Origin of the sequence: Staphylococcus sp. 11-B-312, from assembly GCF_016743055.1 — a bacterium.
GTDB classification, from domain to species: domain Bacteria; phylum Bacillota; class Bacilli; order Staphylococcales; family Staphylococcaceae; genus Staphylococcus; species Staphylococcus ureilyticus.
Genome location: NZ_CP068241.1, coordinates 808542 through 832553 on the forward strand (window position 1 = coordinate 808542; position 24012 = coordinate 832553).

Sequence of the window (24012 nt, forward strand, 5' to 3'; positions counted from 1 at the left end):
TATAAATTATTGTTAAATCATATGTGATATGCCAAAGCGATTTGATTAAATTAAGAGCTTTCAAGGAGCAAATGCAGTCAAGTTATTATATTTGATTGTTATTTTGCTCCTTTATTTTTTCAACATAACCGTCTATCACATGTTCGGTATCATCATTTTCACTTTTGAATATATGTGCGTCTTAAAATAAAAGTTATATATAAATTAAAATGTTAAATGCAATTAAATTCATAAATTACGCATATTAGCACGATGTAAGGGTATATGTGACACATAAAGTAAAGGGAGAGTGTCATGTTAATATGCGATTTAGAAAATTAACAGTGGTTTTTTGGGTAGCGTTAACGATTTGTACGCTATTTGTTATATATGGAGCAATTGCGCCTAAACAATTAGAGTCGGTTACACAAGCAATTACCAATTTTATTGCAGTAAATTTTGGATGGTATTATTTACTATTAGTATTAGCCATTTTAGTTGTATCTATCTATTTATTATTTTCTAGATATTCAACAATAACTTTAGGTCAAGAGGGAGAAGACCCAGAATTTTCACTTAAATCATGGTTTGCAATGTTATTTAGTGCAGGTATGGGGATAGGCTTAGTATTTTGGACAACAGCTGAACCCATCAGTCACGCATTTACTTTAACACCGATACATAAAGCAGGAACACAAACTGCTATAAATGAAGCGATGCAGTTTTCATTTTTTCACTGGGGTATACATGCGTGGGCAGTGTACGGAATTGTTGGACTCGTGTTTGCGTACTTTAATTTTCATAAAGGATATCCTGGATTAGTTAGTGCTACATTAAGACCCATTTTGGGTGAAAAAATGATGCGAGGCCCAATAGGTGGCGCAATCGATGTGCTTGCAATTATTGCCACAGTAACTGGTGTTGCTGCGACATTAGGTTTTGGTGCATTACAAATTAATGAAGGGTTGAATTTCTTATTTAAAATACCTTCTAATTTTGGTACACAAGTTGTGATTATCGTTATAGCTACAGTGTTATTTACCTGGTCTGCTTGGTCCGGTATTGATAAAGGCATTAAAAACTTAAGTAATATTAATATGTTTTTAGCTTTTGTAGTTTTGATCGCATTATTTTGTGTCGGTCCTACGTTAAACATTTTAAATATGTTTACGAATTCATTGGGTGATTATATTGCTAATTTCTTTAATATGAGTTTACGTATCCCACAAGCAGGTGGAGAGAAATTCCAATGGTTACAACAGTGGACAATCTTCTACTGGGCATGGTGGGTTTCTTGGGCGCCATTTGTTGGTATATTCATTGCTCGGGTTTCTCGAGGTAGAACAATTAAAGAATTTATTTTAGGTGTACTTTTTGTACCAGCACTTGTTTGTTTTTTATTCTTTGCAGTATTCGGGGCATCTGCAATTTATTTACAGCAAAATGGTATTGCCAACATTGCTAAAGAGGCAACTGAAACTGCAACATTTGCAATGCTTGAGCATTTCCCATTAGGATTTTTACTCAGTATTATCACGCTCATTGTAATTATGATTTTCTTTGTTACTTCAGCAGACTCAGCAACTTACGTGCTTGGTATGTTGAGTTCTAAAGGTAGTATAAACCCATCCGGTATAGTAAAAGTAAGCTGGGGGATTATTTTAGCTTTATTTGCGATGATTATGATTTATACAGGTGGTACACAATCAATACAAAATTTATTAATCATTGCAGCTTTGCCTTTTTCAATCGTCATTATCTTTATGATTTGGTCACTATTCAAATCATTATCAATTGAAAAACCGCGTCCTAGCAATAAATTACTTGTTTCTGATGAAAAGTATTTACAATATCGAAAATCAAATCAAGATCATGAAAAAAATACCTAATTACAAATGCATCATGGCAGTGATTAAAATTATTTTACCAAATACATTATAATTTCAATTTAAAATGTTTTTACGTTTATTTAACGGGGTATAAAGATGTATGACATGTACATATAATTTGACTATAGGAGGTGTCATACGAGGTGAAGCGAATTAAAAATTTTATACTAGGTCTATTAATCGTAGTCATCGTTGGTTTTTTACTATTTATGTATATCAAAGATTCTAGAATTAGTGAGTACCAGGACTACTTCAAGCAATTTAATTGGTTTGAACCAACGTTAATTGGCTTAGCAGCTCTATTGATTTTAATAGGTCTAATACTTGTATTTAGCTTGTTTAAACCTACGTATAGAAAACCTGGACTTTATAAAGACTATGAAGATGGACATATTTATGTATCGAGAAAAGCAGTTGAAAAATCTGCATACGATACACTTGTAAAATATGACCAAATTCGTCAACCAAATGTTATAGCGAAACTATATAACAAGAAAAAGAAATCACATATTGCTTTAAAAGCTGATTTCTTTGTTCCGGGTGATGTTCAAGTTGGTTCATTAACAGAAGAAATAAGAAATGACATTAAACAAAATGTTGAGCATTTCACTGAATTACCAGTTTCAAAATTAGAGGTTAACGTTAGAGATCAAAAAGCCTCAGGCAAACGTGTGTTGTAAGGGAGGGTTATCATGGCTAACAATAATAACCAACAAAGACAAGATTCTACACAAGAAGTTGTTGATTTTTTTAAAACATTTAAATGGAGAATAATTGGATTTTTAGCATTTCTAATTATCGCTATATTATTTTTAACGTTAGGTTTCTGGAGTACAATATTAATTATCGTTTTATGTTTAATTGGTATTGGTATTGGGTATACTAAAGACCGTAAGCAAGATTTTTAAATTTCTTAAATCGATGGAGTTAATTAATTTAAATAGTATATTATTAATTTTAAAATCTTATATAACAAAGGAGAATTAATTATGGCAGTAGATAACAATAAAGCAAAACAAGCATATGATAACCAAACTGGAGTAAACGAAAAAGAGCAAGAAAAACAACAACAGCAGCAACAACAGCAACAAGAACCAGAATTCACAAATAAGTTAACGTTCTCAGACGAAGTTATTGAAAAAATTGCTGGTATTGCCGCACGCGAAGTAAATGGTATTTTAGAAATGAAAGGCGGCTTCGTTGATAACATTTCTAGTTCATTCGGAAGCAGCAACAATGTAACACAAGGTGTTAGCGTTGAAGTAGGCGAAAAACAAGCTGCAGTTGATTTAAAAGTTATTTTAGAATATGGTGAATCTGCACCTAAAATTTTCCGCAAAGTAACAGATTTAGTTAAAGAACAAGTAAAATATATTACTGGTCTTGAAGTTGTAGAAGTGAATATGCGTGTTGAAGACGTGATGACTAGAAAAGAATGGTCACAAAAAAATGAAAAAAGCCAAAATTCAAGCAACGAAAATAAAGGCTTACAATAACATATAATTTAAAAAATACCGGTAAAGGTAATCCTTTACCGGTATTTTTTGTATATATATTGTGTATATTTATTTCTGATGTAAAGGATTGTCAACTTTAATATAGGTATAGTAATCCGCTTCATCAGTCAGACGCATGGTTGTAACACATTTATAATCTATTTTGGGTGCCAATAGGATTGATTTTATATTTTTCACGCGTTGTTGGTCATCTATATCGTTTGCAATATCATTTAATTTAGCAATTAAAATATCTCGAATCAATTGCCAAAGTTGCTTTTCAAAATTAGAATCTTCACTTGATTTTGTAATACTGACAATTAATTCACCGAGATGATTTTGAATACTTGAATAAAAGACTTTATTAAATACTGTTTGAGGTTGATCAGATAAAATCAAAGATTTTTCATGAAAACTTGCAGTACTATAACCCATCTTATTCAAGCGTATGCGATCGATACGTAACCCCTCAAAATCACGTATATAAAGCCTATCTAATCGTCCATCTTCACTAAATGTAGCGATTGAATTTTGTAAATGTGCTTCAAGGGCGATACCGTATTTCACATATAGAGGAATCGTGATATCTATTAAGGCTTGACCGTATTGATTTATCCAAGATAAAGCAGCGAATTCAAAGGTCGGAAACTTATTTTTTTCTTTATATTTGTTAATTAACGAAACAATTAATGGTTCATTATTATATATAGTTGAACTAACTAACGCTGAAGGGATGATAGGTGTAGTTTCATTTTTAATTAAATGATAAATATTGGTTCTAAATAATGTACCTAGTTGTTCACTTCTTTTAGTTCTGGTAGTGACTTTGTCCAATGAATTATAAAAATGAATACCAGCAAGTTCATCTATTGTATCAGCGTTTATATGCTTAAATAATGAATCTTTTTGTTTTATATCATTAAGGATATGTGTTACTTGTGGACCATTTATTGTAGTTTGCTCAGATAATGTTCTAATCTCACCAGTAATATGAACATTGGTTGATAACTTGATATGAGGTGACTTTTTAGGATATTTGGGCATTAAAGTTCTAAATGATAATCCTGCGTAATAAGATTGTTGATAATCAATTGGTATCAATCGATTTGTTTTTAATTCTTCTTTATATTCTTGTAATAAGATATGGTCGTATTGCCATGGATGGACGACCATAACGTAATATTGATTAACTTGATCATGACCAACATGATTCATAACAGCTGCTTCTAACCCTTCAAACAATCTAAAAAGTAAATCATTTTCTTCTTCAATATAAGTCTGAGATTTTGCTATTGATTTATGTATTAAAATAAATTGTAAGGATATGGCATTACCAAATTCGGCTGAATAATTAATTACAGTTTCTGGTGTCATTCCTTTACGTAATTTAGCACCCGGATGAATTGGGTGACCTTCAATAACAAACTGTTCAGAACTCAAATAACTGTCCTCTGCATTCATGATTAATTCATATAAGCTTTTTTTATTGTTTTCTAATGTATATGCTTGATAACTTAATGCAATGGCCATATTTGTGACACTGTTGTTCAAATCTTCATAAAATTGTGTACTAGCTTCATTATCTAGCTCTGGTGATATCGTTAAAATAATATTTAATATTTCATTTGGATGTTGGACTCTATTGTAATTTCCGTTGTCTTCAATATAAAATGGTCCTTGAACGTCTAGACGATCAAATGCATGATTTCCTGTAATCGTTGCATATAGCGTCTTATTAACTTTCGGAAACGCAATGGATAACAATTTGCTGTTTGCTGGTAAGTGCACAATGTTCAAATCTTGGTTAGAAATAATCTTACTGTAACTCCGACTGTCTATTAAATTTTCTCTATGTAATGAAGAAATTAATCTTTGAGATATTTTATCTCGACTTTCTAAAAGCATATTTAAAAACAATTGTGCCCATTGTTCATTGATTGATAATAAATAATCAAATGCATGTTGTTCATCATTGTTCATTTTATTTAATAAATTGTTGTTAATACTTTTTGAATTCATAAAGCACCTCTAAATATTATTTTACAAAAGTATAGGATATTTGTATAATCCATAATATCGATAATGATAATTATTATCAATTAAAAAGTCGGGTGAAAATATGGCAAAGTACTTTTTTTCAAGTTCTTTCCTATTGTTTTTAGGAAATTGGATTGGACATATCACTTTAAATTGGTATGTGTATTCGTTATATCATAACGCAATTTATCTTGGACTGATTAATTTTTTCCGCCTTGTACCTATTTTGCTCATAAGTGTATGGGCTGGTGCAATAGCAGATCGATATAATAGGGGGAAACTACTGAAAATAACTATCTCTTCCTCTTTTCTACTTACCACTTTACTGTGTGTCTTAATCTTTCAAGATTGGGATATACCGATTGTAGTATTTTTATTATATTCTTTGGGTAGAGGTATGATGAGTGCAATAGAAACACCAGTACGTCAATCTGTGCTACCAGATTTGTCGAAACGCTTAACAACAACTCAGGTGGTTTCGTACCATTCATTTATTATTAATATTTGTCGATCAATAGGTCCTGCTATAGCTGGTTTAGTAATGGCAAACTATAACGCACAAATAAGTTTCAGTATACAAGCGATATGTTACTTAATATCTCTGATACTATGTTTGCCTCTAAAGTTTGAACAACCGCATTATAATGAAGTGGAAAAACAAATGAGTATTAAATTTGTGTTTGAATATTTTAAGGATAATAGCGTGGGTACAAGGATATTTGTAACATCTTTGTTTATCATGGCTAGTGGTTTTACATATACTTCACTATTACCAGTTTTAACAGATAAGACGTTCCCTGAACAAGTCACGATGTTTGGGACAGCGATGACATGTTGCGCAATAGGTGGAATTATTGCGACGATGATTTTACCTAATTTATTAGAAAATATTCCTATGGTGAAGATGTATTATTATAGTTCGATATTATTTGGCGTCTCTTTGTTAGGCAGTATTAGCCAGAATACGATATTATTTTTTATTTCAATATTCTTAATCGGTCTGTTCAGTCAATGGGCGCGTACAACCAATAGGATTTATTTTCAACATCGTGTTAAATCAGAGCATCGAGGGAAGGTATTAAGTGTTGTAATGATGGATAGGGGGATGATTCCTTTAGGTGCTATGATCATGAGTTTTTTAACAGAATATATAGGTGTTATTGAAACATTTATAATTATGGGATTAAGCACCTTAACGATTGCATTAATATTTGGCATGATTAACAGACAAAGAAGAAACGGAGGCAATGTTGTATGATGCATCATTTATGGAAATCAGCAGATTTAAATATTCAATATCGCATGTTTAATGCGATTCTTAAAGAACATATTTTTCCAGAGAAAATGTTTTTTAAATCTTTTGATAACTGCGTAGAACTACAATATAAAGGACAAGCATTAGCTGTTAACTATATCAGAAAGAGTCCGTTAATGCGTTATGTTTTTGAGGGTGAGCTACGTTATATTAAAGGTGATGCAAGTGTCACTATTAAAACTTTGGAACAATTACTTGAAATATTAACAAATCAATTTGATATTCCTATTAGCGCTAGACTAACTGCAGAGTTACAATCAAGCCGAGAAGGTTTAGCGATGAGTTATGAAAATTTTAAGCATAGACAATCTAACATTCGTGATAGTTTGAAATTTTCAAGAATGCCTAGGACCATCAACTTTTTTACATGGCTTCAACATATGAAAGAAAATAATGGTGTAAATGATTTAATTTATTCTGAAAGTCTTGTAGAGGAAGGCCATCCTACGCATCCTTTAACTAAAACAAAGCTGCCATTAACGAAAGAAGAAGTTAAATTATATGCGCCGGAATTTGAAAAAATTATTCCATTGAAAATTATGCTTATTCATAAACAATTTTGTATAGCAACTGCGATGGAAGGTGATGAACTATATATCATCAATCAAGTCATTCCTGAATATAAAGATAAAATAAAAGTATTTCTAGCTTCACATGATTTAGAATTAGCAGATTATCGCATTATACTTGTACATCCATGGCAATATGAAAATGTTATTCCACAACAATTTGGTCATTGGATAGAAACACAACGTCTTTTAGCGACGCCTTTTGACATAGAATCCAAAGCAACATTGTCTTTTAGAACAATGGATTTGCTCGATAAATCTTTTCATGTCAAGTTACCAATCAATGTACAGGCGACAAGTGCAGTGAGAACTGTTTCATCAGTAACCACCGTTGATGGCCCGAAATTAAGTTATGAGTTACAAGATATGATGGATGTATATCCTCAATTGAAAGTCGCTATGGAGCCCTATGGTTTACATGCTGATACAGATGAAGATAGTGCACGACAATTAGCTTGTATCGTGCGCTATCAGCCACAAATTTCAAACACTGGTCTCACGATAGTAACAGGAAGTTTAGTCAACAGAAACCCTGTAGATAATCAAATTATTGTTGATAGTTATATAGAATGGCTTGGTTTAAAAGTAAGCAAAGCTTCAATTAAAACATTTATTAGTAATTATGCATTAACGCTTATAAAACCATTAATAGCGTATATCCAAGATTATGGTATTGCTTTAGAAGCACATATGCAAAATACCATTGTTCATTTGGATCAAGAATTTAAAATGGAATTTTTGATTAGAGATTTAGGAGGCTCAAGGATTGATTTAAATACGTTGAGGGGCCGATTACCTAACATTAATATTACTAATAAAAGTTTAATAGCTGAAAATATTGAAGCGGTAATCGCAAAATTCCAACATGCAGTCATTCAAAATCAAATGTCAGAACTAATCCATCATTTTACACAATATGAAGATATTGAAGCAGATGAATTATTTGAACTTGTGCGTGAAGCTGTTGAACAATCTATTGACCCTCAAAAAGCACATGCGCAAATATTACGACAAACCTTATTTGGATCCAAGATTAATGTAAAAGCATTGTTACGCATGAGAATGGAAGGTAAGGTTAAAAATTATTTAACTGTAGATTTAGATAACCCTTTAAGTAAAGAGGTGTAATTATGGCAAAGATCAAAGTAAATCTTTCTAAAATTAAGTACAATGCCATGACTTTAAGTGCGCTTTTAAATCAGCACCATATTGATTTTACACCTGTGATTAAATGTGTGGCTGGCGATGAAAAAATCGTTGAAATGTTTAAAAATATTGGCATTACACATGTTGCAGACGCAAGAATCAGTAATATTCAAAAAAGTACAGATAAAGCAATGTCTTATACATTAATTAGAAATAGTAACCGTAATGAATTAGAAAATTTAGTTCATTACGTTGACACGAGTATTCAAACTGAATTGGCAACAATACGACAAATCAATGAAATCGCAAGTAATTATGATGTGAAACATAATATATTGTTAATGGTTGATTGGAAAGATGCTAGAGAAGGTGTGTTGACTTACGATGTGATTGATTATATTAAAGAAATTATTAACATGCATCATATCTATCTTAAAGGATTGGCTTTTAATTTTATGTGTTTTAATGCAATTGCTCCGACTGAAGAAGATGTTAAGCTGATTAATCAATTTATAACTTCAATCGAGGAAGTCATGCATATGCAATTCGATGTTATCTCAGGTGGCAACTCTAGTATGCTATTACAAATGCTTTATAATGACTTAGGGAAAATTAACGAATTAAGGATCGGAGAAACTTTATTTAGAGGCATTGAAACGACGACGAATCATTCATTTGATACTTTATATCAAAATGCCATCATTTTAGAGACAGAAATTGTGGAAATTAAGCCACGTATTAACGTAAATGATGGTCAACATTATTTACAAGCAATTGTAGATATAGGAAATTTAGACACAGACGTCAACGATATTCAACCATTACATCATCAAGTGAAAGTTTTGGGTGCAACGAGCGATCACCTTATGATAGATTTGTTAAATAATGAACATTATCATATTGGAGATAAAATTCAGTTTAGCCTAGGTTACAAAGCTTTAGCGCAAAGTATGTTTGTGCCTAATTTACCAAAAGACTATAAGCGTGATGATATCATTGAAAAAATGTGTTATCCCCAAATTAAGGGAATATTGAATAAAATTTGATTTTTATCAAGTTTTAATAAAAAAATTATTGACATTGAGAATCGTTATCAATAAAATTAGATGTGTAATGATACATATCTAAGGAGTGAAAACGATGAAGCAAAGATCTAAATGGATAGGTCTGTTATTAATTACAGTAACGCTTATCTTGCTAGCGGCTTGCGGTAAGGTTAGTGACAATGGTTCTGACCAATCTAAAAATGACGACAAAAGTAAAAACGGCACAACGATAAAGCATGATGGGGGAACAACGAACATTGATAAAAAACCTAAACGTGTAGTTGCACTTGAGTTTTCATTTGTTGATGCATTGGCTGCATTAGATATTAAACCGGTTGGTGTGGCAGATGATGGAAAAAAAGAGAGGATTTTAGCACCGATTCGTGAAAAAATAGGTGATTATCAATCAGTGGGTGCACGTAAACAACCAAATTTGGAAGAAATTAGTAATCAGAAACCAGATTTAATTATCGCAGATAGCAACAGACATAAGGGTATACAAAAAGATTTAGAAAAAATTGCCCCAACGATTATGTTACCAAGCTTTGATAGTGATTATAAAGATAACCTAGATGCTTTTAAAACAATTGCTAAAGCTACAGGTGAAGAAGATAAAGGAAAAGAGAGACTGAAAAAACATAATGAGTTAATGGATAAATACAAGAAAGAAATAACAATGGATAAATCACAACCAGTATTAGCGACAGTCATTGCCAAATCTGGTTTGCTCGCACATCCAGAAAACACATATGTTGGTGAATTATTGAAAGAATTAGGCTTTAACAACGCGCTTAATAAAACTGAAACAGATAACCTATCTAAATATTTGAAAGGACCATATTTACAACTAAATTCAGAAGTGCTTTCAGATATTAATCCAGGACGCATGTTTATCATGGTGGACAAGGGAAAAAATGATCCAAACTTGAAAAAACAAGAAGAAGAACCAGTTTGGCAAAGTTTAGATGCTGTTAAAAATGATAGAATTGCAGTTGTAGATAGAAATACTTGGGCTCGTGCACGAGGCATCATTTCTTCTGAAGAGATAGCTAAACAATTAGTAGAGATTTCAAAAGATGAAAAAAATGATAAACAACAAAAGTAAGGTGAACGGTAAATGACTAAGTCTAATAGCATTAACCAAACCAAAACTGAAGATAAGAAACATAATAAACGCACAGCACTCACATTTATTGTGAGTGTGTGTGCGCTTTTTGTGATTATTTATTTTAACTTAAGTGTAGGAGCATCTCATATTACATTAAATGATTTTAATGATTATTTTTTAACACATTCACATACTAAACAAACATTTTTAATACATAATGTACGAATCCCAAGAATGTTAGCAGGATTATTCATAGGTGCAGCGCTAGGGTTAGCAGGATTGTTAATGCAAGCAATGACTAGAAATCCATTGGCTTCTCCTCAAATATTTGGCGTAAATTCTGGCGCATCTTTCGTGATTGTATTGATTACTATGATCATGCCTTCATTGTCGACTTATGCCACGATATTCGCTTTTATAGGTGCATTTATAGGAGGGCTTACGGTTTATGCATTATCTGGCTCAACAAAAGGGATGACACCCATTAAGTTAGCGCTTGCTGGAATGGCTATCCATTTATTTTTTTCAAGCATGACACAAGGCATTATCTTATTAAATGAAGATGCTACATCAACGGTAATGTTTTGGTTAGTAGGGTCTTTATCTTCGATTACATGGACGCAAGTTTTAGGTATCTTGCCGTGGTTGATACTTGCATTTATTTGTACAATTATCATTTCTAAACAATTGACAATCATGGAATTAGGTGAAGATTTAGCAACTTCATTAGGCCAAAATGTTAAATTAATAAGAATGATTATTGGTATCTTAGTTATTGTACTGGCAGGTACTTCTGTTTCAATTGCAGGTCCAATCGGTTTTGTAGGTTTGATTGTACCGCATATCGTTAAACATTATATTCAAACAGATTATAGATTAATGGTTCCTTTAACAATGATTATCGGCGCAAATTTATTATTATTATCTGACGTTTTAAGCAGATTGATTGCCTTTCCTTTTGAATCACCTGTAGGCATAGTAACGTCATTTATAGGTGCTTTTTATTTCTTAGCATTTACAATAAAAGGGGTGAGAAGGCTATGATGAGACCATTCATATTTCGATATTCGCTTGTCACAGTATTGTTATTGATTGCGTCGATTGCGTCTCTTTCGATAGGTGCTGTATTCATCAATCCGTTTGAAGCAGTAAGTAGCCTTTTTACACAAAATAATTTTATTATTAACGAATATAGAGCACCAAGAATGTTTTTAGCATTAATTGTAGGTAGTAGCCTTGCCATTTCTGGCGCATTAATACAGGGCGTTGTAAGAAATGCGCTAGCTTCCCCTGATGTGATTGGTATTACCAAAGGTGCAAGTTTATCTGCTGTTACAATTATCATGTTATTTCCATCAGCGCCTTTATTCATATTGCCGTTTGGCTCTTTTGCAGGTGCATTAATTATCAGTATGATTTTAACTATATTAATATCAAAATTTAATGTAAAAGGTTCTAAGTTAGCGCTAATTGGTTTAGCGATAGGTGCGATATGTACAGCAATCGTGCAATATATGCTCATACGTAACCCCCTTGATGCTAATACGGCATTAGTTTGGCTGACAGGTAGCTTATATGGTCATAGTATGTCAAATGTGTGGGTGATATTACCTTGGTTTATTGTTGCATTACCAGTGATATTTTATTATTGTCATCAACTAGATATTTTAACATTAGGTGATGATATAGCGATTGCACTCGGAGCAAAAGTGAAAAAAGTAAAGGCAATACTTTTATTTTTAGCTGTTATTCTAGCAGGTGCTTCAATATCTGTTGTTGGGGGTCTAAGCTTTTTAGGACTTATTGCACCTCATATGGCTAGACAGTTAGTTGGTCACAAGCACAAACATATTACATTTATGTCTGGTTTGTTAGGCGCTTTAATTTTAATGATAAGTGACAGCCTAGCAAGAGGTATTCACCCGCCAATTGATATTCCAGTTGGTGTTATCGTCGCTATTGTTGGTGTGCCTTATTTTCTGTTTTTATTAAGAAAATTATAAATTTAATATATAAAATATTGAAAAAGAAAACGCTTTCATTTAAAGTAGAGGCTGAGAAACAATAGATTCGTACTAGCCTCATTGCACATTGACAGTAAATGACTGAGCTGAAAATAAAAGTCCACTTCATATTTTATCGAGTTAAAGGGACTTATGCATGAGCGACGGCTCAAGCAATTAATTTATAATTTTTTCAATTCTAGTCATGCTTGCCGGGGTGGGACGACGAAATCTATTTTATAAAATTAGATTTCTGTTCCGCTCCCTTTTATTATCTATAAAAAATTATGACATTAAAAAGACATAAAAATTTAATTTACATATTTATACAAAATAGGTTATAATTATTGCTGTTGCTTTTAAAGTGTTTATAAAAATATATACACACCTAAGGGGTGAACAAAATGGACGATTACAGTAAAGCACAAATTATTAAAGGAAGATTAAAATTCATTTTGATGTCAGTTTTGGGGATTATACTATTTTTGATTCCTGTAACTGTGACTGAAGATGGCGAAAAGCAAACGACTTTACCAGTGGCATTTTTAGCAGGCTTATTAAAAGATTTATTAGGTGATGCGATGCCATTAATCATTGTAATAATAATAACTATTTCAGGTGTTTTATCTATCATCTGTTCGACGGTATTAAAAAATAAATTGCAACCTGAAGGATTAATGAATAATGCATTTAATGTCAAATTTGTTTGGCTTATTTTAAGAATTTTAGCCGTTATTTTTGTCTGGATGACATATTTAAAAATGGGATCAAAAGCAGTTTATTCTGCTGATACTGGTGGTTTAGTGTTTGAAAGTTTATTACCAACGCTTGTATCTGTATTTTTCTTTGCTGCGCTTTTTTTACCTTTATTAATGGAGTATGGCTTATTGGAATTATTAGGACCTATTTTCAGACCAATCATGAGGCCATTATTCACATTACCAGGACGTTCGACAGTGGATAATTTAGCATCATTTATTGGTGATGGGACAGTTGGTGTTTTAATAACAAGTAGACAGTATGAAGGTGGTTTTTATTCTAGACGTGAAGCGACAGTTATAGCCACTACCTTCAGTGTAGTATCATTAACCTTTGCAATTGTAGTTGCAGAAACAGTACATATGCAAAATCATTTCTTTTATTTTTATTTATCAGTAATTGTATCATGTATTGTATGTGCTTTGATTTTACCTAGAATATGGCCGTTGAGTACGATTAAAGATGAATATTCAAAAGAAGTATCTGAGGAAATGCGTACTGAAAAGTTACCTGCAAATAAAACTGCTTTGAGACATGGTTTTGACATGGCTACTGAAACTGGAATCAAAGCACCAGGATTCAAATCGTTCTTTAAATCTGGTTTTAAAACAGTTATAGATATGTGGTTCGTTATATTACCAGTTGTGATGAGTGTTGGAACTTTAGCTACGCTCATTGCGACTTATACTCCAATATTTGGAATTATAGGTAAACCTTTTGTTCCTTATTTAGAGTTATTGCAAATTCCAGAAGCTGCACAAGCTTCAGAAACTGTCTTGATCGGTTTTGCTGACATGTTCTTGCCATCTATTTTAATTGAAGGCGTTGGAAATGACATAACATTGTTTGTCATTGGTGCTTTAAGTATTACGCAGTTGATTTATTTATCTGAAGTGGGTGGCGTGATTTTAGGATCTAAAATCCCAGTTAGTATTTTTAAATTATTTGTTATTTTCTTGATTAGAACAATCATTGCTTTACCGATTATTGCATTAATGGCCCATCTTTATTTTAATTAAATTAAACAAAATAAAACACACATAAACTCATATTTGAAATTATTTTAAAAGTGATTGACCTTTAAAACGTTTCTTATATGTGTAAATGTGTGTGTTTTATTTAATTAGTGAAGTTTTGTTAAAACAGTTGCTTTAACGATTTTATTTCCTAAAATAGGTGATGGTTCATCTTGTGAAGAAGTGTTTCTTTGGCTGTGCGCCTCTTTAAAAGCATCACTTTTTAGCCAACCATTAAAAGCTTCTTCATTTTCCCACCACGTATTAACATACATTTGGTCGTAATCTGTCTCGTCGTCTATTAACCATACTTCAATATGATGAAAGCCATCTAAATCTTGAATTTTTCCACCTTGTGTAAATTTCGGAGCTAGCTTTTCAGCAAACCCTTTCTTAACATCTATTCGATTAGTAACTACATACATATTTTCCACCTACTTTCATATTGATATTTTTAGTATAGCATTTAACTAAACTGTTATCTGATTGAAAACTTTTATTTATTATTTCATGTGTTTGCATATAAAAAGAAGTGAAATCCTATTTTTCAGAATTTCACTTCTTTTTATAATCAATTAAATTCACTAAATTTAACTTTTAGTGACTACTATTTTGTAATTTCATTATAAACTTTTTGATCATTTTGTGTGTAAATAATGTATTCATGGTTATCAGTATCGATGATAACACGATTAGTTTTTCCAAATGTAGAACCAATACGTGAAACTTTATCTCTATCTAATTTTGGAACTGCATGGATATTTTGATCTTGTGAAACATTTTTAATCTCGCTTGTTGGAATCTTAATATCAGCGACTCTCCATTGAATTCTTACTTCATTGTTATCTTTTTTTACTGTCATTGCCATATCGTGAACACATCCTTTAAATTATTTATAGCTATAGCATACAACAAAAAGTAATCGTTTTCAAGTGATTGTGTGATACTTTTGATTATTATGTCATACTATTTATCTTTTACGAAAGTATGTTCGCATTATTGTGGATTTTATGGTAAAATTTAGCCGAGAAAAGGGGCAATGAACATGACAGGCAAAACTCACACATCATGTGGTTTGTTAGTAGGTGCATTAACTATAGAATACTATCAGACAGATTTATTTACATCGATAACAATAATGACACTTGCAGTTATATCAAGCTTATTACCTGATATTTGTCACACGCAGAGTAGAATTGGCAGGCGATTCAAAGTATTAAGTATTTTTGTTCGTATACTGTTTGGGCACAGGACATTCACACACTCGTTATTATTTATTTCTATAATTGGTATCCTTTTATATATTATTCAAACACCAGAATATTATTTAGTTTCAATTATCTTTGGTTTGCTTTCACATGTTATACTAGATATGTTAACGCCTAGAGGTGTAAAGTTATTATATCCAATACCGTTAACGATTAAATTCCCCTTAGTTTTTAAAACAGGTGGCTTAGTAGACTTATCGTTAGCAGGCGCGCTTTCAATAGGTGCACTATACGTATTATTCAAACCATTCTTTAATCATTTCTTTTTAAATTTATGATGATTATGGTTGTGATTATATTTGTAATAATATAAAGTGCATATAGTGAAATTATATATTCCTATTAGATATAAGATATATTTTTTATCTATTTTGAATATAAAGGAGAGAGGACATGTTAGATAAGAAAGAGTTAGAAAAGTTTAACCAAGAACATCTAATAGAATTTGAAAAATTAATGAGTAATAATGAAAAAGAACAATTAGCTAGTCAAGTGGATCAATTAGATTTAACTTACATTCAAAATTTATATCGTGATTTGTATTTAAATAAACAAATAATAGATGACATATCTTCAGTAAATGAAGTGAAATACGATATCAAAGAAAATTTCTCTGAAGAAGAAATTAAACAATTTGAACATGTTGGCCTAAAAGCTATTAAAAAAGGAAGATTTGCAGTAGTTTTAATGGCAGGCGGACAAGGCACACGATTAGGATACAAAGGACCTAAGGGTGCATTTGAGATTGAAGATGTGAGCCTATTTGAATTACAAGCACGTCAATTACTAGAATTGAAAGAACAATCGGGTGTTTATGTAGATTGGTACATTATGACAAGTAAAATAAATGATAGTCAAACTCAGTTGTTTTTTGAAGAAAAAAAATATTTTGGATATGACAAGAACCACGTTCATTTCTTTATTCAAGATAATATCGTTGCATTATCTGAAGAAGGAAAACTTATTTTAGATGTAGATAGTTCTATTTTAGAAACGCCAAATGGTAACGGTGGTGTATTTAAATCACTGAAAAAAGCAGGCTATCTTGAAGATATGACTGAAAACGGTGTTGAATATATCTTTTTAAATAACATTGATAATGTTTTAGTGAAGGTGTTAGATTTGTTTTTTGCAGGATACACTTTCCAAAATAGTATGGATATTACGACGAAATCGATTCAACCTAAACACGGTGAGAGTGTTGGAAGGTTAGTTAAAAATGCTGATAAAGATACCGTGCTTGAATACTCTGAACTAGAAGCGGAAACTGCAAACCAATTAAATAATGCAAACATTGGTATACATATGTTTAAGTTACAATTTATTAACGCTGCTGTAGATAATAAATTGCCTTATCATTTAGCAGTAAAACAGCTTAAACAATTGGATGACGATTTTGGAATTATTGAAAAACCCGCTTTAAAATTTGAATTATTTTATTTTGATATTTTCCAATATGCAAATAGTTTTCTTACATTACAAGTGCCAAGAGAAGAAGAGTTTTCTCCGTTAAAGAATAAAGAAGGAAAAGATAGTGTAGAAACTGCTACAGCTGATTTAAAACGTTTAAATAGGATCTAAGAAAAGGTGATTACACTAATGACTAAACCATTAGAGGTTAAAAGTAATAAAGTCACTAAAACATTTAAAAATATCATACCATTAACATTTGGAGAAGAAATTGGTAATGCAGTATCACATGGCGTCGCTGCCTTTGTAACATTATGCGCTTTACCATATGCAGCGTTACAAAGTTATTTTGCGCATGGTATTTTAGGTTCTTTTAGTGTTTCTATCTATGTAATAAGTATTTTTTTAATGTTTTTATCTTCAACGGTATATCATACAATGCCTAATCATTCGTCGCACAAATTTATTCTTAGAATCATTGATCATAGCATGATTTATATTGCCATTGCCGGTACCTATACACCTGTATGTCTAGTGTTAGTAGGTGGTTGGATAGGTTGGACAGCAATGATAGTTTTATGGGGCATAACCATTTGGGGCATACTCTATAAATCTTTGGCTAAACATGTAAATCATAAGCTTAGCTTAACGATGTACTTAGTGATGGGTTGGATTGGGATAATATTTTTACCTACAATTCTTTTCGATACGAGCTTGAAGTTTATGTTATTCATATTGTTGGGTGGCATAGCCTATACGATAGGTGCTTGGTTCTATGCACAAAAAGAGCGACCGTATTTTCACATGATTTGGCATTTATTTATTTTAATAGCTTCTGTGTTTCACTTTATAGCTATTTTATATTTTATGTAATGATCGAATAGATGGAACGTTTTAATGTAAAACATTATTAATTTATAAGATTAATGAGATTAAAGAAATACAGCTAATCAGGGAAGCGGGAGATAAATCAAAATGGTTCATTTGATTTTAATTCTCGCTTTCTTTTTAGTCATTTTTATAGGGCAAAAGAAGTAATTTACTGGAAACCTATTGAACTTAGGCACAAATAGTGATTTAGTAATGATTGATAATGAATGTTTCGTGTTAGGAGATTAAATATGAATATAAAAACATTTGGTGTTGTTGTTGCATTAATACTAATTATGTTTATGTCTGCAATTGAAACTTCAATCGTTTCATTAGCATTGCCAACTATAAAAGAAGATTTAAATGTGACTGGTTCAATATCACTGATATTTTCAGTTTACTTTATAGCAATTGTGATTGCTAATCCAATTGTAGGTGAATTATTGGATCGCACTAAAATTATATACATAACACTTTTGGGATTAGTATTTTTTACAATTGGAAGCTTTTTTTCAGGTATAAGTAGTACATTTGGTATTTTAATTATTTCGCGTTTTATTCAGGGATTGGGTGCAGGAATAATGATGGCTTTGAGCCAAATTGTACCAAAGCTTGCTTTTGCAATTCCTTTAAGATATAAAATTATGGGAATTGTAGGTAGTGTGTGGGGGATATCCAGTATTATAGGTCCGGTCTTAGGTGGCGGAATTTTAGAATTAGCTACTTGGCATTGGTTATTTTTCGTTAATATACCTATCGCTATCATCGCCATGTTATTGGTCATATTTACATTTCATTTTAAACATGAACAGACGACAACTTCACATAAATTAGATATGAAAGGACTTATGTTATTTTATCTGTTTGTTTTCTTTTTAATGTTTACAGTAATGAATAACAATCTGTGGTATTTAAATTGTCTTTCATTTATTATAGCAATTATTATGGGTATGATATTAATTAAAAATGAAAAGGGTGTAGCAGCTCCTTTCTTCCCTGTTAAAGAATTTAATAAAACTATCATACTCGTTTTTACTACAGATTTTTTATATGCAATGATACTGATGGGATATAATTTATATATGCCAATATATCTACAAGAAGAACTGGGTCTATCTCCCTTGCAGAGTGGATTTGTTATTTTTCCAATTTCCTTTGCTTGGTTAGTGTTGAATTTTAATTTAAATAGGTTAGAAGCAAAAATGTCTAGAAAAGGTTTGTATATATTTGCTTTTACTCTTTTAACAATATGTGGCATTTTTATATTCGCAGGTACAAAAACACCGATATTTATAGCGTTTAGTTTATTGCTGGCTGGTGTTAGTTTTGGAACAGTATATACGAAAGACAGTGTAATAACTCAAGAAGAAACGTCACCTCAGAATATGAAACGCATGATGTCACTATATACATTAACGAAAAGTCTAGGTAATTCTATCGGCTCTACAATTATGGGAACAGTTTATGGTTTAACGGTTTCATTTATCCATTTACCGATACACAATGTGATTATACTTAGTCTTATCATCTTAATCATATTGTTTGTACTTTGGCAGACACAATATAAACAAGATAATCACAAATGCAATTCTTAGAATAAAAATGAAAAGTCATATTTATTTTAATTATTAAGCAAGTATTGAAGTTTAGTGAATTTTAATACTTGCTTATTTGTATTTTGGTGTATGTTGTTATAATGGTAAAATAAGAAACAGTTTTTTTAATTAAGAATTAATGTAAAATAAACAGAAAATAAATTAGATGAAGGGGAGGACAGTAAGCAATGAAATATATAAAGTATTTATTTACGACGCTTATTGTACTTTCGGTATTTATCATTTCAGGTGCTATATTTCTTGCATTCTTAGGATTTGGTTTATATGGATTAAGTCGTATCCTTATATTTTTTCATCTAGCATACTTTGGTTATAATAAAAGCTTTTATGATAACTTGATCTATTATGGTAGTTATATCGTATTGGGTTATTTTACACTGTTTATCATTGAAAATTTGATGGATTATTTTAGGAAAAAACTACCAGATAACCCTTATTTTCAAGGGATAACGTATCATTTAATAACATTTACTGTTACCACATTACTATTCTATTTTATAGTTCACATTCATTATGCATATATAGATATTGATTTTTGGGTAATTGTTGTAATTATGGGTATGTTATTTGTGTGTAAAGAAGTCTTTTATCCTGATAGCGAAAATCTTAATCAGAATAAATAGTCGATGATATAAGTGGTGAGAGGTGATTAAGTGTCCGTAGAATATTTGTCTAAAACAAATAGAAACATGATTGTTGCGGTTATGATTATCAGTGCTTTTATTGCTATATTAAATCAGACACTTTTAAATACAGCTTGCATTAATGCACTTCATAAAAGAGAGATTTCTCATGGAGCTGCAATAAGTAATTTTGGCCGTGTTACTGCGGGCTCCTTAGGCACTGCCTTGATGGTTACAGTTATGACAATAGGAACAAAGATATATACTCAGAATGCTAGAGGTATAGAAAATAAAGAACTATTACAACGACAAGCGATTGCTAATGGTGTGGAGTTCTCATTTATAGTTATTAGTGTATTCGTTATTATTGGGTTTATCATAGCTTTGTTTATTAAGGAAAACAGGGATGTCAACGAATTTAACATGCGAAAGGTATAAAGAAAGTATAGAGGTTAGCTCCAGCTGTTAAGAATTAAAACAAACTGAGCTAACTTCTTTTGTATTACTAAGATTATATTTATACTAAATGTAAACTACTTAAAGCAAAATTAAGTGATGTTTGTTAGAATATTAATGGATATATTTATAAAATAGAGGGGGACGCTTTGTGTTAACGATAGAGCAAGTTAAAGAACTTGTTGGAGAACTTAAAGATCCAATTATTAATGTTCCTTTAAAGGAAACAGATGGAATCATAGAGGTAACAACAAAAGATGAGATAGAACATGTAAGTGTGAAAGTGGCAATGGCTCAGTTAGGAGGACAGCCTCAGTTAGATTTACAAATGGCTATTGTGGAAGTGCTAAAAGAAAATGGTGCGAATACTGTTGGGATAAGGTTTGAGGAGCTGCCGTCTGATGTTGTTGAACAATATAGAGGTAACAGTGATGACCAACCACAAACAATAGAAGGGCTATTATCAAAAGATAATCCTGTTGAATTTATAGCGATTGCTTCTGGAAAAGGGGGCGTTGGTAAATCCACTGTTGCTGTAAACTTAGCTGTTTCACTAGCAAGAGAAGGCAAAAAAGTTGGACTCGTAGATGCTGACATATATGGATTTAGTGTTCCAGATATGATGGGAATAGATAAAAAACCGGAAGTAGACGGCAAAGAAATTATACCGGTTGAAAGACATGGTGTTAAAGTAATCTCAATGGCATTTTTTGTTGAAGAAAACGCACCAGTTATATGGAGAGGACCTATGTTAGGTAAAATGTTAACTAACTTTTTTGTTGAAGTACGATGGGGAGATTTAGATTACCTGCTTTTAGATTTACCACCAGGTACTGGTGATGTTGCTTTAGATGTACATACGATGTTACCATCCAGTAAAGAAATCATTGTTTCTACACCTCATCCAACTGCAGCTTTTGTTGCAGCAAGAGCGGGAGCTATGGCTAAACATACAGAACATTCTATATTAGGTGTCATAGAAAACATGTCATATTTCGAAAGTAAAGAAACCGGAAATAAAGAGTATGTATTTGGTAAAGGTGGCGGAGAAAAATTAGCAGATGAGTTGCAAACTGAGCTTTTAGGTCAATTACCTTTAGAGCAACCATCATGGAATCCAAAAGATTTCGCACCATCCATTTACCAAGCAGAAGATCGACTAGGTAAAATATATCAATCAATGGCAAAACAAATCATCGACAAAACAAAAAAATAAGGTTTTTAGAAGCGTGAGTAGAAAACTAAAGTTTTCTACTCATTTTTTTCTCTTGCAATTTTTTGAATTGGTGTTAAAATGATTTCTTGTGACCAACAAATGTGTTGTTATATAGTTGTAAAAGTTTGCTACAAAAATTTATATAAACCATTGACTTTTTATAGTCAAATTGATAATATATAAAAGTCGTCAAAAACGGCAAAACATTATTTAAATAAATTTTTAAAAGTGTAAAAAATATACTTGAAAAAAGGAAATAATATTTTAATATTATTAAAGTGATGTTAAGTGATTGTTAAATAAATTGATTTTTTGTTGACGAAACGTTAACGAAGATGATAAGATAGAAAAGCAATTATTTATCGAAAATGAACATTGAAAACTGAATTGCAATATGTCAACGTTAATTCCGATTTCAACATTAAATGTTGAATCAAAACAACGTGTTATTGATAACACAAATTAGTATTTTATGAGCTAATCAAACATCATAATTTTTTATGGAGAGTTTGATCCTGGCTCAGGATGAACGCTGGCGGCGTGCCTAATACATGCAAGTCGAGCGAACAGATAAGGAGCTTGCTCCTTTGACGTTAGCGGCGGACGGGTGAGTAACACGTGGGTAACCTACCTATAAGACTGGAATAACTCCGGGAAACCGGGGCTAATGCCGGATAACATTTAGAACCGCATGGTTCTAAAGTGAAAGATGGTTTTGCTATCACTTATAGATGGACCCGCGCCGTATTAGCTAGTTGGTAAGGTAACGGCTTACCAAGGCAACGATACGTAGCCGACCTGAGAGGGTGATCGGCCACACTGGAACTGAGACACGGTCCAGACTCCTACGGGAGGCAGCAGTAGGGAATCTTCCGCAATGGGCGAAAGCCTGACGGAGCAACGCCGCGTGAGTGATGAAGGTCTTCGGATCGTAAAACTCTGTTATTAGGGAAGAACAAATGTGTAAGTAACTGTGCACGTCTTGACGGTACCTAATCAGAAAGCCACGGCTAACTACGTGCCAGCAGCCGCGGTAATACGTAGGTGGCAAGCGTTATCCGGAATTATTGGGCGTAAAGCGCGCGTAGGCGGTTTCTTAAGTCTGATGTGAAAGCCCACGGCTCAACCGTGGAGGGTCATTGGAAACTGGGAAACTTGAGTGCAGAAGAGGAAAGTGGAATTCCATGTGTAGCGGTGAAATGCGCAGAGATATGGAGGAACACCAGTGGCGAAGGCGACTTTCTGGTCTGTAACTGACGCTGATGTGCGAAAGCGTGGGGATCAAACAGGATTAGATACCCTGGTAGTCCACGCCGTAAACGATGAGTGCTAAGTGTTAGGGGGTTTCCGCCCCTTAGTGCTGCAGCTAACGCATTAAGCACTCCGCCTGGGGAGTACGACCGCAAGGTTGAAACTCAAAGGAATTGACGGGGACCCGCACAAGCGGTGGAGCATGTGGTTTAATTCGAAGCAACGCGAAGAACCTTACCAAATCTTGACATCCTTTGACAACTCTAGAGATAGAGCCTTCCCCTTCGGGGGACAAAGTGACAGGTGGTGCATGGTTGTCGTCAGCTCGTGTCGTGAGATGTTGGGTTAAGTCCCGCAACGAGCGCAACCCTTAAGCTTAGTTGCCAGCATTAAGTTGGGCACTCTAAGTTGACTGCCGGTGACAAACCGGAGGAAGGTGGGGATGACGTCAAATCATCATGCCCCTTATGATTTGGGCTACACACGTGCTACAATGGACAATACAAAGGGCAGCTAAACCGCGAGGTCATGCAAATCCCATAAAGTTGTTCTCAGTTCGGATTGTAGTCTGCAACTCGACTACATGAAGCTGGAATCGCTAGTAATCGTAGATCAGCATGCTACGGTGAATACGTTCCCGGGTCTTGTACACACCGCCCGTCACACCACGAGAGTTTGTAACACCCGAAGCCGGTGGAGTAACCATTTATGGAGCTAGCCGTCGAAGGTGGGACAAATGATTGGGGTGAAGTCGTAACAAGGTAGCCGTATCGGAAGGTGCGGCTGGATCACCTCCTTTCTAAGGATATATTCGGAACATCTTCTTTAGAAGATGACAAAGGAATAACATTGACATATTGTATTCAGTTTTGAATGCTCATTCGAGTATTCTTTAATGATTTGTACATTGAAAACTAGATAAGTAAGTAAAATTTATGA

General features: G+C 32.7%; 20 protein-coding genes, 1 rRNA gene and 1 pseudogene. 19 read left to right on the top strand and 3 right to left on the bottom strand.

Going from position 1 to position 24012, the window contains the following annotated elements; all coding sequences use genetic code 11:
* The first annotated feature begins 302 nt into the window (after positions 1-302).
* The 4 genes and pseudogenes from JG554_RS03670 (at position 303) to JG554_RS03685 (ending at position 3364) form a co-directional block, all read left to right on the top strand.
* On the top strand, positions 303-1868 hold the full coding sequence (locus JG554_RS03670; RefSeq protein WP_070037696.1) for a BCCT family transporter: 1566 nt from the start codon (positions 303-305) through the stop codon (positions 1866-1868).
* A gap of 143 nt (positions 1869-2011) precedes the next feature.
* Entirely contained in the window at positions 2012-2548 is a 537-nt protein-coding gene (amaP, locus tag JG554_RS03675) for an alkaline shock response membrane anchor protein AmaP (RefSeq protein ID WP_019468674.1), read from the top strand.
* A gap of 12 nt (positions 2549-2560) precedes the next feature.
* A pseudogene (locus tag JG554_RS03680) lies at positions 2561-2799 on the top strand (DUF2273 domain-containing protein).
* 58 nt (positions 2800-2857) lie between these two features.
* A complete protein-coding gene (locus JG554_RS03685; RefSeq protein ID WP_046208404.1) occupies positions 2858-3364 on the top strand; it encodes an Asp23/Gls24 family envelope stress response protein in 507 nt (168 codons plus the stop codon).
* Positions 3365-3433: 69 nt separating this feature from the next.
* Here the strand turns inward: JG554_RS03685 and JG554_RS03690 are convergent, their stop codons facing one another.
* Positions 3434-5383, bottom strand: coding sequence for an IucA/IucC family protein (locus JG554_RS03690; RefSeq protein WP_070037699.1), 1950 nt, complete (start codon positions 5381-5383; stop codon positions 3434-3436).
* A 100-nt stretch (positions 5384-5483) separates the two neighbouring features.
* Between JG554_RS03690 and JG554_RS03695 the strand changes: the two genes are divergently transcribed.
* The 7 genes from JG554_RS03695 to JG554_RS03725 all read left to right on the top strand — a co-directional run bounded on the left by JG554_RS03695 (position 5484) and on the right by JG554_RS03725 (position 14366).
* Positions 5484-6659, top strand: coding sequence for an MFS transporter (locus JG554_RS03695; protein ID WP_064209393.1), 1176 nt, complete (start codon positions 5484-5486; stop codon positions 6657-6659).
* A complete protein-coding gene (locus tag JG554_RS03700) occupies positions 6656-8413 on the top strand; it encodes an IucA/IucC family protein (RefSeq protein ID WP_070037702.1) in 1758 nt (585 codons plus the stop codon). The genes JG554_RS03695 and JG554_RS03700 overlap by 4 nt, the downstream gene beginning before the upstream one ends.
* Positions 8414-8415: 2 nt before the next feature.
* Positions 8416-9477 carry an alanine racemase gene (locus tag JG554_RS03705; RefSeq protein WP_046208400.1) on the top strand — a complete coding sequence of 354 codons (1062 nt, stop codon included), beginning with the start codon at positions 8416-8418 and terminating at the stop codon, positions 9475-9477.
* Between the two features lie 94 nt (positions 9478-9571).
* Positions 9572-10582 carry an ABC transporter substrate-binding protein gene (locus JG554_RS03710; protein ID WP_070037704.1) on the top strand — a complete coding sequence of 337 codons (1011 nt, stop codon included), beginning with the start codon at positions 9572-9574 and terminating at the stop codon, positions 10580-10582.
* A 12-nt stretch (positions 10583-10594) separates the two neighbouring features.
* Entirely contained in the window at positions 10595-11629 is a 1035-nt protein-coding gene (locus JG554_RS03715; RefSeq protein ID WP_070037706.1) for a FecCD family ABC transporter permease, read from the top strand.
* The gene (locus JG554_RS03720; RefSeq protein ID WP_046208397.1) at positions 11626-12588 is read left to right on the top strand and encodes a FecCD family ABC transporter permease; all 963 of its coding nucleotides are present in this window, start codon (positions 11626-11628) and stop codon (positions 12586-12588) included. Before JG554_RS03715 ends, JG554_RS03720 begins: the two co-directional genes overlap by 4 nt.
* Positions 12589-12992: 404 nt before the next feature.
* Complete coding sequence (locus JG554_RS03725; protein WP_046208396.1) at positions 12993-14366, top strand: YjiH family protein; 1374 nt, start codon at positions 12993-12995, stop codon at positions 14364-14366.
* 104 nt (positions 14367-14470) lie between these two features.
* Here the strand turns inward: JG554_RS03725 and JG554_RS03730 are convergent, their stop codons facing one another.
* Together JG554_RS03730 and JG554_RS03735 are read right to left on the bottom strand one after the other, a co-directional pair.
* Positions 14471-14788 carry a heme oxygenase gene (locus JG554_RS03730; protein ID WP_046208395.1) on the bottom strand — a complete coding sequence of 106 codons (318 nt, stop codon included), beginning with the start codon at positions 14786-14788 and terminating at the stop codon, positions 14471-14473.
* Between the two features lie 182 nt (positions 14789-14970).
* Entirely contained in the window at positions 14971-15231 is a 261-nt protein-coding gene (locus tag JG554_RS03735) for a SunI/YnzG family protein (RefSeq protein WP_046208394.1), read from the bottom strand.
* Positions 15232-15408: 177 nt separating this feature from the next.
* On the opposite strand from JG554_RS03735, the gene JG554_RS03740 reads away from it, so the two are divergent.
* The 8 genes from JG554_RS03740 (at position 15409) to JG554_RS03775 (ending at position 23872) form a co-directional block, all read left to right on the top strand.
* The gene (locus JG554_RS03740) at positions 15409-15909 is read left to right on the top strand and encodes a metal-dependent hydrolase (RefSeq protein ID WP_070037708.1); all 501 of its coding nucleotides are present in this window, start codon (positions 15409-15411) and stop codon (positions 15907-15909) included.
* A gap of 115 nt (positions 15910-16024) precedes the next feature.
* Positions 16025-17212 carry a UTP--glucose-1-phosphate uridylyltransferase gene (locus JG554_RS03745; RefSeq protein WP_203265373.1) on the top strand — a complete coding sequence of 396 codons (1188 nt, stop codon included), beginning with the start codon at positions 16025-16027 and terminating at the stop codon, positions 17210-17212.
* An 18-nt stretch (positions 17213-17230) separates the two neighbouring features.
* Positions 17231-17914: a PAQR family membrane homeostasis protein TrhA gene (trhA, locus tag JG554_RS03750; protein ID WP_046208391.1), complete on the top strand. Its 684-nt coding sequence runs from the start codon at positions 17231-17233 to the stop codon at positions 17912-17914.
* A gap of 248 nt (positions 17915-18162) precedes the next feature.
* Positions 18163-19506, top strand: coding sequence for a multidrug efflux MFS transporter SdrM (sdrM, locus tag JG554_RS03755; protein ID WP_046208390.1), 1344 nt, complete (start codon positions 18163-18165; stop codon positions 19504-19506).
* Positions 19507-19694: 188 nt separating this feature from the next.
* Positions 19695-20150 carry a SepA family multidrug efflux transporter gene (locus JG554_RS03760; RefSeq protein ID WP_046208389.1) on the top strand — a complete coding sequence of 152 codons (456 nt, stop codon included), beginning with the start codon at positions 19695-19697 and terminating at the stop codon, positions 20148-20150.
* Positions 20151-20180: 30 nt separating this feature from the next.
* Positions 20181-20588 (top strand): MFS transporter, encoded by a 408-nt coding sequence (locus JG554_RS03765; RefSeq protein ID WP_070037716.1) that lies wholly within the window; start codon positions 20181-20183, stop codon positions 20586-20588.
* Positions 20589-20757: 169 nt separating this feature from the next.
* Positions 20758-21822, top strand: a complete 1065-nt coding sequence (locus JG554_RS03770; protein ID WP_046208387.1) for an Mrp/NBP35 family ATP-binding protein — start codon at positions 20758-20760, stop codon at positions 21820-21822.
* 497 nt (positions 21823-22319) lie between these two features.
* Positions 22320-23872: ribosomal RNA gene (locus tag JG554_RS03775) — 16S ribosomal RNA — on the top strand.
* The last annotated feature ends 140 nt before the right edge of the window (positions 23873-24012 follow it).

Bases quoted from the DNA above. Each gene is read 5' to 3' on its own strand.
- JG554_RS03695 (WP_064209393.1), top strand. From the start codon at position 5,484: ATGGCAAAGTACTTTTTTTCAAGTTCTTTCCTATTGTTTTTAGGAAAT.
- JG554_RS03735 (WP_046208394.1), bottom strand. From the start codon at position 15,231: ATGGCAATGACAGTAAAAAAAGATAACAATGAAGTAAGAATTCAATGG.
- JG554_RS03685 (WP_046208404.1), top strand. From the start codon at position 2,858: ATGGCAGTAGATAACAATAAAGCAAAACAAGCATATGATAACCAAACT.
- JG554_RS03730 (WP_046208395.1), bottom strand. From the start codon at position 14,788: ATGTATGTAGTTACTAATCGAATAGATGTTAAGAAAGGGTTTGCTGAA.
- JG554_RS03670 (WP_070037696.1), top strand. From the start codon at position 303: ATGCGATTTAGAAAATTAACAGTGGTTTTTTGGGTAGCGTTAACGATT.
- JG554_RS03705 (WP_046208400.1), top strand. From the start codon at position 8,416: ATGGCAAAGATCAAAGTAAATCTTTCTAAAATTAAGTACAATGCCATG.
- JG554_RS03720 (WP_046208397.1), top strand. From the start codon at position 11,626: ATGATGAGACCATTCATATTTCGATATTCGCTTGTCACAGTATTGTTA.
- JG554_RS03710 (WP_070037704.1), top strand. From the start codon at position 9,572: ATGAAGCAAAGATCTAAATGGATAGGTCTGTTATTAATTACAGTAACG.
- trhA (WP_046208391.1), top strand. From the start codon at position 17,231: ATGACTAAACCATTAGAGGTTAAAAGTAATAAAGTCACTAAAACATTT.
- JG554_RS03715 (WP_070037706.1), top strand. From the start codon at position 10,595: ATGACTAAGTCTAATAGCATTAACCAAACCAAAACTGAAGATAAGAAA.
- JG554_RS03740 (WP_070037708.1), top strand. From the start codon at position 15,409: ATGACAGGCAAAACTCACACATCATGTGGTTTGTTAGTAGGTGCATTA.
- JG554_RS03760 (WP_046208389.1), top strand. From the start codon at position 19,695: ATGAAATATATAAAGTATTTATTTACGACGCTTATTGTACTTTCGGTA.
- sdrM (WP_046208390.1), top strand. From the start codon at position 18,163: ATGAATATAAAAACATTTGGTGTTGTTGTTGCATTAATACTAATTATG.
- JG554_RS03690 (WP_070037699.1), bottom strand. From the start codon at position 5,383: ATGAATTCAAAAAGTATTAACAACAATTTATTAAATAAAATGAACAAT.
- JG554_RS03745 (WP_203265373.1), top strand. From the start codon at position 16,025: ATGTTAGATAAGAAAGAGTTAGAAAAGTTTAACCAAGAACATCTAATA.
- JG554_RS03700 (WP_070037702.1), top strand. From the start codon at position 6,656: ATGATGCATCATTTATGGAAATCAGCAGATTTAAATATTCAATATCGC.
- JG554_RS03725 (WP_046208396.1), top strand. From the start codon at position 12,993: ATGGACGATTACAGTAAAGCACAAATTATTAAAGGAAGATTAAAATTC.